Origin of the sequence: Mesonia maritima, assembly GCF_042433895.1 — a bacterium.
In the GTDB taxonomy this organism is placed as follows: Bacteria; Bacteroidota; Bacteroidia; order Flavobacteriales; family Flavobacteriaceae; genus Mesonia; species Mesonia maritima.
Map to the genome: position 1 here is coordinate 111868 of NZ_JBHLUA010000007.1, position 14057 is coordinate 125924.

At 32.6% G+C, this 14057-nt stretch carries 17 protein-coding genes; 9 read left to right on the plus strand and 8 right to left on the minus strand.

Annotated elements, in window-relative coordinates:
• Nucleotides 1-57 precede the first annotated feature (57 nt).
• The 3 genes from ACFFGL_RS06035 to ACFFGL_RS06045 are packed head-to-tail and all read left to right on the plus strand — an operon-like array spanning nucleotide 58 to nucleotide 2217.
• The gene (locus ACFFGL_RS06035) at nucleotides 58-1416 is read left to right on the plus strand and encodes an MATE family efflux transporter (protein WP_309727418.1); all 1359 of its coding nucleotides are present in this window, start codon (nucleotides 58-60) and stop codon (nucleotides 1414-1416) included.
• 10 nt (nucleotides 1417-1426) lie between these two features.
• A complete protein-coding gene (locus ACFFGL_RS06040; protein WP_309727417.1) occupies nucleotides 1427-1654 on the plus strand; it encodes a hypothetical protein in 228 nt (75 codons plus the stop codon).
• A gap of 2 nt (nucleotides 1655-1656) precedes the next feature.
• Complete coding sequence (locus tag ACFFGL_RS06045; protein WP_309727416.1) at nucleotides 1657-2217, plus strand: phosphatase PAP2 family protein; 561 nt, start codon at nucleotides 1657-1659, stop codon at nucleotides 2215-2217.
• On the opposite strand, the gene ACFFGL_RS06050 is transcribed toward ACFFGL_RS06045, so the two are convergent.
• From ACFFGL_RS06050 to ACFFGL_RS06060, 3 genes are read right to left on the minus strand one after another with little or no spacing between them, the layout of a single operon-like run.
• Complete coding sequence (locus tag ACFFGL_RS06050) at nucleotides 2214-3842, minus strand: ArnT family glycosyltransferase (RefSeq protein ID WP_309727415.1); 1629 nt, start codon at nucleotides 3840-3842, stop codon at nucleotides 2214-2216. The genes ACFFGL_RS06045 and ACFFGL_RS06050 overlap by 4 nt on opposite strands.
• The gene (locus ACFFGL_RS06055) at nucleotides 3820-4458 is read right to left on the minus strand and encodes a lipid-A-disaccharide synthase N-terminal domain-containing protein (protein WP_309727414.1); all 639 of its coding nucleotides are present in this window, start codon (nucleotides 4456-4458) and stop codon (nucleotides 3820-3822) included. Before ACFFGL_RS06055 ends, ACFFGL_RS06050 begins: the two co-directional genes overlap by 23 nt.
• On the minus strand, nucleotides 4451-5167 hold the full coding sequence (locus ACFFGL_RS06060; protein ID WP_309727413.1) for a glycosyltransferase family 2 protein: 717 nt from the start codon (nucleotides 5165-5167) through the stop codon (nucleotides 4451-4453). The genes ACFFGL_RS06055 and ACFFGL_RS06060 overlap by 8 nt, the downstream gene beginning before the upstream one ends.
• A 141-nt stretch (nucleotides 5168-5308) precedes the next feature.
• Here ACFFGL_RS06060 and ACFFGL_RS06065 point away from each other — a divergent pair, with 141 nt between their 5' ends.
• Nucleotides 5309-6250, plus strand: a complete 942-nt coding sequence (locus ACFFGL_RS06065) for an NAD-dependent epimerase/dehydratase family protein (RefSeq protein ID WP_309727412.1) — start codon at nucleotides 5309-5311, stop codon at nucleotides 6248-6250.
• Here the strand turns inward: ACFFGL_RS06065 and meaB are convergent.
• The gene (meaB, locus tag ACFFGL_RS06070) at nucleotides 6245-7333 is read right to left on the minus strand and encodes a methylmalonyl Co-A mutase-associated GTPase MeaB (RefSeq protein ID WP_309727411.1); all 1089 of its coding nucleotides are present in this window, start codon (nucleotides 7331-7333) and stop codon (nucleotides 6245-6247) included. The genes ACFFGL_RS06065 and meaB overlap by 6 nt on opposite strands.
• Nucleotides 7334-7434: 101 nt before the next feature.
• Between meaB and ACFFGL_RS06075 the strand changes: the two genes are divergently transcribed.
• Entirely contained in the window at nucleotides 7435-7866 is a 432-nt protein-coding gene (locus ACFFGL_RS06075; RefSeq protein WP_309727410.1) for an organic hydroperoxide resistance protein, read from the plus strand.
• A 76-nt stretch (nucleotides 7867-7942) separates the two neighbouring features.
• On the opposite strand, the gene ACFFGL_RS06080 is transcribed toward ACFFGL_RS06075, so the two are convergent.
• Both ACFFGL_RS06080 and ACFFGL_RS06085 read right to left on the minus strand, forming a co-directional pair.
• Nucleotides 7943-8638, minus strand: coding sequence for a hypothetical protein (locus ACFFGL_RS06080; protein ID WP_309727409.1), 696 nt, complete (start codon nucleotides 8636-8638; stop codon nucleotides 7943-7945).
• A 93-nt stretch (nucleotides 8639-8731) separates the two neighbouring features.
• Nucleotides 8732-9295: a DUF2911 domain-containing protein gene (locus tag ACFFGL_RS06085; RefSeq protein WP_309727408.1), complete on the minus strand. Its 564-nt coding sequence runs from the start codon at nucleotides 9293-9295 to the stop codon at nucleotides 8732-8734.
• 95 nt (nucleotides 9296-9390) lie between these two features.
• On the opposite strand from ACFFGL_RS06085, the gene ACFFGL_RS06090 reads away from it, so the two are divergent.
• The 4 genes from ACFFGL_RS06090 to ACFFGL_RS06105 all read left to right on the plus strand — a co-directional run bounded on the left by ACFFGL_RS06090 (nucleotide 9391) and on the right by ACFFGL_RS06105 (nucleotide 12842).
• Nucleotides 9391-9936, plus strand: coding sequence for an RNA polymerase sigma factor (locus ACFFGL_RS06090; RefSeq protein ID WP_309727407.1), 546 nt, complete (start codon nucleotides 9391-9393; stop codon nucleotides 9934-9936).
• Nucleotides 9920-10525: a hypothetical protein gene (locus ACFFGL_RS06095; protein ID WP_309727406.1), complete on the plus strand. Its 606-nt coding sequence runs from the start codon at nucleotides 9920-9922 to the stop codon at nucleotides 10523-10525. Before ACFFGL_RS06090 ends, ACFFGL_RS06095 begins: the two co-directional genes overlap by 17 nt.
• Nucleotides 10526-10531: 6 nt before the next feature.
• Nucleotides 10532-11983: a hypothetical protein gene (locus tag ACFFGL_RS06100; RefSeq protein ID WP_309727405.1), complete on the plus strand. Its 1452-nt coding sequence runs from the start codon at nucleotides 10532-10534 to the stop codon at nucleotides 11981-11983.
• Between the two features lie 172 nt (nucleotides 11984-12155).
• Entirely contained in the window at nucleotides 12156-12842 is a 687-nt protein-coding gene (locus ACFFGL_RS06105; RefSeq protein ID WP_309727404.1) for a peptidoglycan DD-metalloendopeptidase family protein, read from the plus strand.
• On the opposite strand, the gene ACFFGL_RS06110 is transcribed toward ACFFGL_RS06105, so the two are convergent.
• Entirely contained in the window at nucleotides 12839-13327 is a 489-nt protein-coding gene (locus ACFFGL_RS06110) for a DUF4199 domain-containing protein (RefSeq protein WP_309727403.1), read from the minus strand. The genes ACFFGL_RS06105 and ACFFGL_RS06110 overlap by 4 nt on opposite strands.
• A gap of 312 nt (nucleotides 13328-13639) precedes the next feature.
• Nucleotides 13640-14057: hypothetical protein (locus tag ACFFGL_RS06115; RefSeq protein ID WP_378928117.1), on the minus strand; the 418-nt coding region annotated here is incomplete at its 5' end.

Consider the following 14057-nt stretch of genomic DNA (forward strand, 5'->3'; position numbering starts at 1 on the left):
ACTTAAAAACAGATTTCATTCAACTGAAATAAAATATCTTTGCCGAAAATTTTCAGCGTGCGTTTTCAAGCTTACACCAAAGAATTCAGTAAAAACCTAAAAATCGCCTATCCGGTTATGTTAGGGCAATTAGGTCATGTGTTAGTTGGGTTAGCCGACAATATAATGGTTGGGCAATTAGGTGCCGCTCCGCTTGCGGCAGTTTCGTTAGGAAATAGTTTAATTTTTATTGCGCTTTCTATTGGAATCGGGTTTAGTTTTGCGATTACGCCACTTATTGCAGAAGCCGATGGCGCTTCAGATATAGAAAAAGGCCGTTCATTTTTTCAACACGGAATTATTATGTGTCTGCTGAATGGTTTTCTGCTCTTTGCGCTTGTTTGGGCGGTAAAACCCTTGTTGTATTATTTAGATCAACCGCCGGAAGTTGTTGATCTTTCACTTCCTTATATTGATATTGTTGCGTTTTCATTGGTTCCGCTTATGATTTTTCAAGCGTTTAAACAATTTGGCGACGGACTTTCACAAACAAAATATGCGATGTACGCGACAATCGCAGCAAATTTGGTGAATGTTTTATTCAATTATTTATTGATTTACGGTGTGTGGATTTTTCCGCGTTTAGAATTAGAAGGTGCTGCCATCGGAACCTTAATTTCTCGTTTTTTTATGTTGGGTTTTCTTTATTTTATTTTGAAAAAGAAGAAAAAATTCAGTACTTATTTTATCTGGGCAAAAAAATCATTACAAAAACATATTTTTAAACGTCTTTGGAATTTAGGTTTTCCCACCGCTTTACAAATGTTATTTGAAGTCGCTATTTTCACCGGTTCTATATTTTTGGCTGGAACGCTCGGTACAAATCCCCAAGCAGCAAATCAAGTTGCGTTAAATTTAGCTTCGATGACGTTTATGATCGCTGTAGGAATCGGTGTTACCGCAACCATTCGTGTAGGAAATCAAAAAGGAAGAAGTGATTTTGTTGAAATGCGCCGCATTGCGTTTTCTACTTTTTTACTAGTTTTTATTATTGAAGCCGTTTTTGCAATTGCTTTTATCTTGCTGAAAGATATTTTACCAACTTATTATATTGACAATGCTGAAGTAATTCAAATAGCCGCGCAATTGTTAGTTATTGCGGCACTTTTTCAATTAAGTGATGGTCTGCAAGTTGTAATTCTTGGCGCTCTACGTGGGTTGCAAGATGTAAAGATACCAACTGTTATTTGCTTTATTTCTTATTGGATTATTGGTTTTCCCGTTTCCTATTATACCGGAAAAGCTGATGTTTTAGGAAGTATGGGAATTTGGTTAGGTTTGCTCGCCGGCTTGTCTGCTTCAGCAATAATGTTGTATATTCGGTTCAATTATTTGAGTAAAAAATTAATTAATCAAGGTGTTGTAAAAACATCATAAAAAAATATAAATGGAATTCCCTAGATTTTTATTAGGTGATAATACCGATTATCCGGAAGCGATTTTTGTAATTCACACGCAATTTCCGCGTTTTATAATTAATCTTCAAGATGATGAAGTAGAATGGTTAGAAGATTTTGACAAAAGCGACGAAGAAGAATTGCAAAATGAAGCTGAAAATTTAATTAAAGAAGCTTCAGAATTTTACGATCGTGAAGTAGAACGCTACCAAGAATAAAGATGGAAGAATTATTAAAACTAGACCAAGAACTTTTTTTGTACCTGAATAATTTAGGTTCAGAAACTTGGGATTGGTTTTGGGTTTTTATTACACACAAATTTGCTGCCATTCCATTATACGCGGTGCTTTTGTATTTGTTGTACAAAAATTACGGTTGGAAACCTACGTTGGTGACCGTAGTGTTAGTCGCCGGAATGATTACGTGTACAGACCAATTAGCAAATGTTTTTAAAGATTATTTTCAGCGTCCAAGACCTTGTAAAGAACCGTTTATTGAACAAGGAAGATTGCTCTTAGATTACTGCGGAAGTTACGGGTATTTTTCTGCACACGCTGCAAGCTCTACAGCCTTAGCAATTTATTTAGGAAATATTTTAAAACGCTGGTATAAGTATGCTTTAGTCGGAATGATTTTTTGGGCGGTAATTGTGAGTTACAGTAGAATTTATGTAGGAAAACATTATCCTGGCGACGTAATTACAGGAATGATTATCGGCGGAATTATTGGCTTTGTTTTCTATAAATTACAGCAATTTATTCTACGTAAATATGTTGCTTAGTTAATTCTTTTCAGTAAATAAAAAGTACGAATTAACCGATTTTTATAACCTGATTTTTTAGGATTTACGTAATTTAAATCGTAACGTTCGGTTTCTAAGATTTTGTATTTGTCTTTAATTCGGTTTAAGAATTTTTGGTCGTTTTCATTTGTAATCACACCAAATTTTTCTTCAGTGGGAAAACTTTTTTTGCCATGAATTTGTGGAATAGGCGCTCCAAACTCCCAAATTAATTCTGGTGTTTCCACTCCAAATTCGTAAACCTTGATATTTCTTTTTTCAGCGAATGTTTGTAACTCAGCAATATTTTTAAATTTCGGGTTATCTAATAAAGCATTGGTTAATGGGAAACCAACCGCCATAACTACACAGATAAATGCGATGGTCAAATAAAATACTTTAGAATATTCATTTCGTTTTAAATAAAGAAGTTTAGCAAAACCGATTGCGACTAATAGAATGGAAGTTGCAATAAAATAAAACCAAAATCCTTCTAAATCTAAGACAAAATAAGCGGCGATGGGAAAAGCAATTCCAATAATTGCAATTAGCCCATGATTAAAATAAACAATCAATTTTTCTTTTAATGGAATTTCTGCAAACTTTCTACATAAATATTCCACATAAAATCCTGTATTAAAAGCCATCGGAATTAAAACCGGCAATAAATAACGTGACTTTTTTTCAGGAATAATAGAAAGTAGAATAACCGATAAAACCGTCCACAAAAAAGAGAATAAATAGGCTTTTTTATTACTGACTCTATTTTTTAAATATGGATATAATAATGCCACAAATGATGGAATCGTCCAAATTCCGCTTTGCGTAAAAAAGCTCCAATAATAATAAAATGGTCGTACATTATAACTTCCCCAACGTCCGGCTTCACGAGAAGTAATTTCCAAAAATGTATCGGGATCGGCTAAACGAACGTACACAAACCACCACGCGCTTATAATAGCTGAAATGACTAAAAAAACAAACAGCGGAAGCCATTTCTTTTTGAAATTCTTGTATTTGTAAACAATTCCGTAGGCAATTAAAAAAGGAAGCAAAAGCGCGTAAAGCGAAACAGGACCTTTACTCATAAACGAAAAACCGAAAAAAATCGCGGCTAAAATTGCATTTTTATAAAACGCATTTTCGGAACTGAAAAATTTCCATAAATAATAAATTGAAACCATCATAAATGCGTGCGTGAAAATATCCCACTGTCCGTTTCTTCCTGAAAAAATAATATAAAAAGACGAGGCTAAAATTAAGCTACTAAAAAAACTTTGTTTCAGTGATATTTTAAATTTTGGTAATAATTTATAGAAAAAAATAAGCAGTAAAATAGTACTCAACGCTGCAGGAAGTCGCATTGCAAATCTACTCTTAAAACCAAATAACCAGCCGCTAATTGCGGTAAGCCACGTTGGTAAAGGTGGTTTTTCGTAGCGCGGTAAATTATTCATTGTGGTTAACAACCAATTTTTGTGCGTAATCATTTCTCGAGCGGTAATAAAATTTCGCGCTTCCATGATATTCACATAAATAACATCGAGGTTAAAAATGAAAATAAGTACCGAAACGATTAGTAAAATGGGTAAATAGTAGTTTTTATAAATCTGTAGATTTGCCATCGTATTTTCTGCTTAGCATAATATTTCGAATATAAATAAAACTTCCTGTAATATGCCCGATAAATAAAACCGGATCTTTTCTAATAATCGCGTAGAGTAAAATTAAAAGCGCGCCAATTAAACTCAGCACCCAAAAACCAAGCGGCAAACTTGATTTTTTAATTTTTTCAGAATAAATCCATTGATAAAAGAAGCGAAAATTAAAAACAATTTGAGCGCCAGAACCTAAAATAAGTAACCACAACGGAATCGCTTCATTGTAAAAAAGTTTATGAATATCGTACGTATTGTTATTATACGAATAAATAATAATGAGTAGCGGAAAAATATACAAAAACCAACGTAAAAGTTTAGGTGCTTTTTTCCATTCGCCTTGCAATTGTAAATTTCGAATATAAATAAAATAGGTAATAGCTTGGCCGAGCATAATCGAGAAATCATCCCGCAAATAACCATAAACAAATAATAAAAAGGAAGCGAATAAACTCAACTTCCAAAATAGCGAAGGTGTTAAAACTTTTTTATGTTTTTCTGAAAGAATCCATTGCAATAAAAGTCTTCCTGAAAATAAAAGTTGCGCAATTAAACCAATACTGTAGATTTGCCAATTACTCATCACGCTTGGTTACGTTGTAATTGATGTATTTTTTCTTCATCCACAAATACGCAAAACAATCGAGTAGCGGTCCTACAAGTCTATTCATTAAATGGAATTTTGCTTTTCCTGCAATTCTCGGGTAGTGGCGAACAGGAACTTGTTTAGTTTTTCCATTTTGAAGCATAATCATCGCCGGTAAAAATCGATGTAAACCTTTAAACATTGGAATACGTTTGGCGTAATCAGTTTTAATTACTTTTAGCGGACAGCCGGTATCGTCCATTCCATCGTGGGTGAAGCTTCGGCGAATTCCGTTGGCAATTTTAGATGATAAATTTTTAACAAACGAATCTTTCCGATCGGTTCGTACTCCGGTTACCAAAGCGTATTCTCCAATTTCTTTCAGCAGTAAATTAAAATCTTCGGGATCGGTTTGTAAATCAGAATCAATGTAGCCGGTTAATGGTGTTTTAGAATAATCAAAACCAGCTTTTATCGCCGCACTTAATCCTTGATTTTCTTCAAATGAAATAAAATGAAAATCGGTGTTTTTACGACAAATTTCTTCAACCAATTTCAAGCTATTATCAGAAGAACCATCGTTTACAAAGAGAACGCAGGTTTTTTTTAATGCGATTTTCAAATACTTTTTAAGTTCTTCTTCAACGCGTAAAAGATTTTCTTCTTCATTATAAAGCGGAACAATAATCGTCAATTCGTAGTTCATAAGCCAAGAAAATTCTTTACAAATGTATTAATATTTATAAAGTAGTGTTAAAAATATTTTAAAAGAAGCCAACGCCAGATTATCAGAATGTTCTTAATTTGCATTGTAATTTCGATTGCCGTTTTCTTAATACTATTATTTATGAAAATCTTACTTACCGGAGCTGCCGGATTTATTGGTTCACACACCGCTGAACGTTTGCAAAAAGGAGGATATGAAGTTATTGGCCTCGATAATTTTTCTGATTATTATTCGCTTTCGCTGAAACGTTTAAATGAAAAAGCACTTTCGGCTAAAAATATCGATATTTTAGATCTTGACCTTCGTAAAAAGGAAGACATACATACACTTTCAACCGATTTTGATTTTATTATTCATTTTGCTGCGCAACCCGGAATTTCTAGTTCTTGTACATTTGAAGACTATTTTACCAACAATATTCTGGGAACTAAAAACCTTATCGATTTCAGCTTAAAAAATAAAAACCTGAAACATTTTGTAAACATCGGGACTTCTTCTATTTATGGTTTAGAAGCGACTTTTCCTGAAAATGTAGCGCCAAAACCGGCCTCCAATTATGGTGTGACCAAATTAGCCGCAGAACAATTGGTATTGGCAGAAGCTCGCAATCATAAATTATCGGCAAGTTCGTTACGGCTTTATTCAGTTTACGGTCCGCGAGAGCGTCCTGAAAAATTATATACCAAACTCATCGCTTGCGGTTTTAAAAATGAAACTTTTCCGTTATTCAGCGGAAGCGAAAAACACTTGCGAAGCTTCACTTACGTTGGTGATATTGTTGATGGAATTGTAAAAGCCATCGAACGTCACAAAAAAATAAACGGTGAGATCATTAATCTGGGAACCGAAGTAGAGCACACTACTCAAGATGGAATTGATACGGTAGAAAAATTATTAGACAAAAAAATAGAGCTAAATGTAATTGAAAAACGACCGGGCGATCAATGGCGAACCAAAGCGAATATCGATAAAGCAAAAAAGTTGTTAGATTACAATCCGCAGTCTACGTTAGAAGAAGGTTTGCAGCAACAAATTAATTGGTATAAAGCAAATTTCTTATAATTCTTTTGCGAGTTTTAGCAGATAAGTTGCCGCTTCAAAAGGTGTAGTTTTATTTTCTTCGATTAATTGCAGTTGCTTTTTTAGTTCCGTTTTGATGGTAGGTTGATTGTAAAAATTCGATTTCAACTGTTCGTTTATTGTTTGTAGCAACCAAAATTTATTTTGCTCGTGCCGATTGTGATAGAAATAATCATTCTCTTGGGTGATTTTTCTATAATTCTCAATCATTTTCCAAATCGGTTCAATTCCAGAATTATACAAAGCACTGCATAATTTTACTTTCGGAATCCATTCACTTTGGCGCGTCGGGTAGAGGTGAAGCGCTTTTTTAAATTCAGCTTTGGCTTTTTTCGCAGGACGCTCATTTTCGCCATCGGCTTTATTAATGATAATTGCATCGGCCATTTCCATAATCCCACGTTTTATACCTTGCAATTCATCGCCGGCGCCGGCCAATTTAAGTAATAAAAAGAAATCGGTCATACTATGAACAACCGTTTCACTTTGCCCAACGCCAACGGTTTCAATAAGAATGGTATCGAAACCGGCAGCTTCACATAAAATTATCGATTCGCGGGTTTTTTTTGCTACGCCACCCAAAGAATCGCCAGAAGCGGTTGGACGAATAAAAGCGTTTTCTTGTTTTACCAATTCTTCCATTCGGGTTTTATCGCCTAGAATACTTCCGTGAGAAATGGAACTAGTTGGATCTACGGCTAAAACGGCGACTTTTTTTCCTTGTTGAATTAAATAATTTCCGAAAGCTTCAATAAAGGTGCTTTTTCCAACGCCAGGAACACCTGTAATTCCTATTCTAATCGATTTATTGGCGTGGGGAAGACAACCTTCGATTAATGTGGAAACGTCTTTTGCATGGTTTTGCTGTTGACTCTCAATTAGCGTAATTGCGCGGCTTAACGCGGGTTTGTTTCCTTTTAAAATAGCTTGAAGCAATTCTTCCGCGGAAACTTTTTTCTTCCGCAGTTTTTTTATGCGTGCTGCACTTTTTGCGCTTACACTATTGGAAATTGATTTTCCTTCTTTGTTGTGCAACGCAGAATTTTGTTTGTTGGTTTGCTTCAAAGCTTTGAAATATTTAGCACAAATTTATGAATTCATTTTTGAAAAGCCTTTCAAACCTTTCTATATTCAAAATATAAATTATTAACTAAAAAATTAGAATTATGAAAAAGTTTTATACTGCCAAATCAACAGCTTACGGTGGAAGAGTAGGAACCGTGAAAAGTGATGACGGTAAAATAGATATGAATTTGAGCGTACCAAAAGGAATGAATGGTGACGGCGGTGATGGCACAAATCCTGAACAATTATTTGCTTCTGCTTATGCTGCTTGCTACGGAAGCGCTTTACAATCGATTGCTGAAAAGAAAAATTTGAAGTTAGGCGATTTTAGTGTAACTGGTTCAGTAAGTATTGGAAAAACCGATGAAGGTGATTTTCAATTAGCGGTAGTTTTAGATTCTTATATTCCTGGTGTTGATGTTGAAACTGGGGAAGAATTGGTAAATAAAGCACACGAAGTTTGCCCATTTTCTAGAGCAACACGCGATAATATTGATGTTACGCTAAATCTTTTATTAGATGAAGATGAATAACTCATCAATTTTTTGATTTATAAAAAAGCTCGCTTAATTCAAGCGAGCTTTTTATTTGTTTAAAACGAATTTTATATTAAAAGAAAGCAATTTTTTCTATGGGTTTTGGTAGCGTATGCATATTGTAAATCATCATTATTTCATTAGGAATTTCGTAAAACGATTCTAACACATATTTAATTATTTTATCTTCGTGAATAACATGATATTTACGAATTCCACCTTTAACATTTAGATCTTTTTGAAAGTTTCCTCCCACGGGCGTAATTTTATCAGGTAAATTTTCATCTATATAAAATAAACGTGTTCCTTCTTCAGGGGAATCTTTTAAACCTAATTCAATTATTCTTAAATTATCACCATTTATAAGTGTGTCTTTATCTTTTAATATCTCATGTTCATCTGAAGAAAGCATCCAAATTCCTTTTATTGCTTGTGTTTCTTTGTCAACAATAACCGTTTCTTTTTTCTTTTTGTTATACGTAATTAATTCAGTAGGCATTTTTGTAATTAACCCAGGATTTTCTTGCCGAGGAGGTAAATAGCGAAATTTAATTAAATTGGTAGCTGCGGTTATTTCTAAAATTGGAACTAACTCTTCTCTTTCCATAATTTGGTTAAGAATAGCTAGCGGAAGGTTTTGCTTGCCTTGCATACTATCGGGTTGCTTTCTATATTCAGTAACAATTTTATAATGAGCGCGATGTAATTGAGCAAAAGTTGTTAACGTACCGAAAGCAACGAGTAGTAAAAAAAGAATAATACGTTTCATATAAAAATATTTACGAAAATTTATATTTTATAACGTAAATTAACTAATTATATTATAATAAAACATATTTTTAATAAATTTACCCTTGTTTGTTTAACTTTCTTCTTTTATAGGAATTGTAATTAGCGTTTTTCCCCAAGCTAAATTCATATTAATTAAACCTTGTTGTTCTTTAAATGAAATGGTGAATTGTTCTATTGGTTCGGTGTTTTTTCGTACTGGAGTTTCTAAGGTAAGTGCGTCATATTCGGCTTCTCTCGCAGCTTTTTCAGTAGTAAGTTCAATTCCCCAAGCGTACATTTTTTCATTAAAAATGATTTTCCAACTGTTTTTATTCGGAATTGTCCATAAGGTATATTTTCCAGCTTTTAAGAGCGAACCGTCCACTAATATATCTTTATTTATTTTAAAAGTGGTAGCTTCATTTGCACCGGTTCTCCAAACTTCATCGTAGGGAATAAGATTTCCAAAAAGTTCTCTTCCTTTTTTATACGGTCTATTATAAAATACTTCAAATTTTAAACTTTCTTGTTGAAAATGTACTGTGTCTTCGGGACTGTAAGATTTAGTTTCTCCTTTCCAAATAAAAAAGCTTAACATTCCGCCAAGAATTAAAATAATTAATCCAATAACAGTCCATTTTATCTTTTTCCGCATTGCTTAAAGTTTATTTTAAATTTACTGAATAAAAATTGCAACATCTATAATTTTAGCATGTCTTTATAAATGAACAGAAACTAACCAAAGATATTTTGTTACAAATTGAATTAATAGAAAAGTGCCGGCAAAATAACCGGAAGGCACAAGAAGAACTTTACAATAAATATTGTGACGGGATGTATTACGTGGCTTTACGTTTTTTGAAAAATCAGCACGATGCAGAAGAAGCTATGCAAGAAGGTTTTATACAAGCTTTTTTAAAATTACATCAATTTACCGGTGAAGTTACTTTTGGCGCTTGGTTAAAACGAATTGTAATTAATAAAAGTATTGATATGTTGAAGGCGCGAAAATTAAATTTTACCGCTATAAACGAACAAACTTTAGGAACAGCAGAAGAAGATAATAATTGGTCGGTTGCCGATGATGTTTCCATCGAACAAGTAAAAGAAGAAATTGAAGCATTACCCGAAAATTACAAATACCCGATGATGTTATTTTTAATTGAAGGCTACGATCACGAAGAAATTTCACAGATATTAGGAATAAGCGCGGTTTCCTCAAGAACTTTAGTACATCGCGGAAAGAAAAAATTACAAAAAAGATTAAAATCATTATATAATGGCACAGGATCTTAGAAAACTTTTTGAAAAAGAAAAAGAAAAGAAAATCGGTAAACCTTTACAAAAAGGTCACCAAGCACGTTTTTTAGAACGGTTAGATAATAATTTACCGGCAGAAAAAAAGGAAAAGAAACCTTCTTTTTTCTTCTTAAAAATAGCCGCAATTCTAATTGTAGCATTAGGAACTACTTTTTTTATGTACAACCAATTAGGAAATTTTGCAGAAACAGATAAGGTAGTAAATTCAGAAGAACAAAATTCAGAAAAAACTGAAACGCAACCTGTTTATTTAAGTGATGTTTCACCGGAATTTAAAAAAATTGAAGATTACTATTTAGCCAATATAAATGCTGAATTATCGCAACTAAATATTACCGAAGAAAACAAAGAATTAATCGACTCTTTTATGCTTCAGCTTTCAAATTTAGACAAAGAATACCAACGTTTAAACGCAGAACTTGATGATACCGGAATTAATGAAGAAACGGTAAGCGCGCTCATCAATAATTTAGAATTGCGTTTAGAATTGCTCTATAAACTGAAAAATAAATTAACAGAAATAAAAAAATCCTCTGTAGAGGAAATGAAAGAAAATAAAATTTAAAAAATCATGAAAAGAAATCACAACAAAACCTATCTCGCATTTTCCTGCCTGTTTATGTTTTTATTGAATCCCACGCTGATTTTCGCACAGAATTCAGTTGAAAAAGTCACCGAAAGTTACGATGTAAATGACGATGTGGAAATTTCCCTAGACACACGCCAAACCGAAGTTATTGTAGAAACGTGGAATAGAAATACGGTAGAAATACAAGCAAGCGTGAGCGCCGAAGACGTTTCTGAAGAAGAATTAAATGAAATTGCTGATGCTTGGCAACTCGCAATAATGGGAAATAGCAATAAAATTTCCATTCAATCTAAAGTGCAACCGCAAGGTTTCAGCAATCTTAGTCACGCAATAAGTTCAACATCATCAGAATTTATCGAACCGTTAATGAAAAATATGGTCGGTCCGATGTTAGAAACAATGTCCTCTGCCGCTTATCAATTACCACCAGAATTTTATTCGGGAATAAGCAATTTAAATTTCGATTACGACGCATATAAACGTGATGGTGAAGCGTATGTTGAAGAATACGAAAAGAAAATTGAAAAGCATTTCGGGAAAGATTTTGAAAACGCAATGGAAGAATGGGGCGAACGTTTTGAGAAAAACGCTGAAGCTTGGGAAAAACAAATTGAAGCTCGAATGAAAGCGATGGAAGAAAGCGGTGAGTTAGAAAAACGCCAAGAAGCATTTGCTAAACGAATGGAAGCTTGGGGAAAACGTATGGAACAAATGGCAAATCGGTTTGAAGAAAATGACGGACAAGTTACACGCACGGTTACCACAAGTCCTAATGGTTCAAAATCTGTTCGAGTTCATTATGTGAAATCTGGCAGTTTTAATTCCGCAGGAAAAGTTAACCGGACGATAACTATTAAAATGCCAAAGCAATCGAAACTAAAATTCAACTTGCGTCACGGTAGTTTAACGTTAGAAGATCGCGTAGAAAATCTTTCAGCAAATTTATCTTATGCAGCTTTAAATGCTGAAGAAATTGCAGGTAAAAAAACTTCGCTAAATGTTGCTTATGCGCCGGTAAATGTGAATAATTGGGAATATGGAGCTTTAAACCTCAGTTATGTAAAAGAATGTAAATTGAATTCTATAAAAAGTATAAAACTGAATTCGAATGCAAGCGATGTAATTATCGAAAATATTGATGAAACAGGAATTATCTCCGGTATTTTTGGCGAACTTTCTATCGCAGCGCTTGGGAAAGATTTTAAACGTTTAGATATTAATTTAGAAAATAGCGATCTGTTATTAAAATTGCCCGAAACTTCCTTTAATTTTAGTTACAGCGGTTCGCGAAGTAATGTGAATTTTCCGAAAAAATTATCGACCAATGTGTTAGATAATTATGACAGTAAACTTATTAATGGCTATTATAAATCTAGAAACACCAATAGCTCTATTAATATAAATGCAAAATTCAGTGAAGTTCTCATGAAATAAATTTTTTCGAAAGAAATTCCAAAAGTTATTCAGAGAGAAAATAGTTGAATTCTGAAGTGTTTCAGAAAATTTAAATCTCAAGTATGGAGTAAAATAGAGTTAAGTGTTAATTTTATAGTTGTTTGTAACATTTCTCAATTGCCTTGCTATCTTCGCAAGGCAATTTTTTTATATGAATCTATCTGAAAAAATAAAAAGTCTAACTTCTGATTTTACACCGGTTATTGATTCTTCTATTCCACAGGAAGAATATGTAAAGATCGATTTATCTGAAGAAAATGAAGTTTTACAAAAGATAGATATTACTTCAGCAGTTATTTTTCAAAATTATATTACAGAATTTCTAAAAAAGAAAAATGCGAAAGTTGCCTACGGCGGTTATTTAGAAAAAAGAGCACTTTACAAGCGAAGTTCTTATTTTTTAGCTGAAGAAAACCCTAATAAAGAGCGCAATATTCATATTGGTTTAGATATTTGGGCTCCGGCAAAGACTGAAATTATTGCGCCGTTAGAAGGAAAAATTCATAGTTTTAAAAACAATCAGAATTTTGGTGATTACGGACCTACAATTATTTTAGAACACCAAGTTGAAAGTTTTAAATTTTATACACTTTACGGGCATTTATCCTTAAATTCAATAGAAAATTGTAAAGTCGGAAAATCAATTAAGCAAGGTGAACGTTTTGCGGAATTAGGAGATTCTAGCGTAAACGGTGATTACGCGCCACATTTACATTTTCAACTTATTTTAAAAATTGAAGATTTTAAAGGTGATTATCCCGGCGTTTCTTCCGCAGAAAAATTAGATTTTTATAAAGAAAATTGTCCTGATCCTAATTTATTATTAAAAATAGATTAGTCGTTTTTGGGTGATTTTTTTAGAAAAGCGGCAACAATAGCAGAAGTTACAACGCCCATTGCTAAACTTCCGAAAATAGCTTGAATTAAAAAGAAATTTAAATTGTAAAGCGATGCTGCTCCGTCACGTTTCATTCTTCCACTTTCCACCGCATGGTCGATTGCATGCTGAAAAAATTCTGGTGAAATTAGCGTACTTACCACGTATTGAACGATTGGAGCCAAAACTGCAATAATTACAGAAAGAACACCGCCTGAAATAACGCCTTGTTTCCACGACATAATTCCGTTGTAATAATTATCGCGTTTATCTTTTATAGCCAAAAAGAAAATGATAATATATGGGATCGCAATTAAATTGGTGTAAACCGCTTGTTTAGCAATTAATTCATCGTGTAAACCAATACTTTTTTCTCCCACCATCCAGATTAATGTGAAAACACTAAAAATGATTGCCCATTTAAATTCAATTCTGAAATTTTTCATCTAAATAATTATCTTCTTATTTGGTCTAATTTATTGGTGGTGACAATAGATTTTTACGTTTAAAAACTATCGTCATTTCAATTTTTCAAATATACCAAAATTATTATTCTGAAATTTTCGAAAAATAGTTTTAGCCACTATTTCTTAATTGAAAAAATAACCCAACGATAGGCTAACTAAAGAATTTTTATAAGGTTCCGTTTCAAAAACCTTTGTGAGACCGTAATAATATCTAGCTTGTGTAAAAAAAAGAATCTGTAAATTTTATAGTAAAACCGTCTTTTTTATATAAAGTGTATTAGCTGTAGTTATTTATTTTATGAATTTTATTTTTGAACTAATATATTTTAAGTTATCAAAGTCATCAAAAACAAGATAATAAGTAAAACCTTTATCTTTTTCATTTTTAAATGTATATTTATTCATAAAAGATTTTTTTTCATCAAAATCATTTAGTTGCATAATTTTTAAACATTCTTTTTTATTTAAACCAATTCTTAAGCCAATATTCAAAACTGAACTAAAATTTTCAAGAAAAATTATCTCTTTTACGTAACTATTTTTTCTTGCAGGTTTAAACTCAATCAATATCCCCTTATCATTATAATTAAAATATTGAGGATATGATTTCTCGGTAAAAATTGATTTACTTTTTATTATTTCATTGGGTTTTCCGTATTTATCAGTTATTTCTTTAATATTTGTTATTCCCAATTTAATATTGTTATAG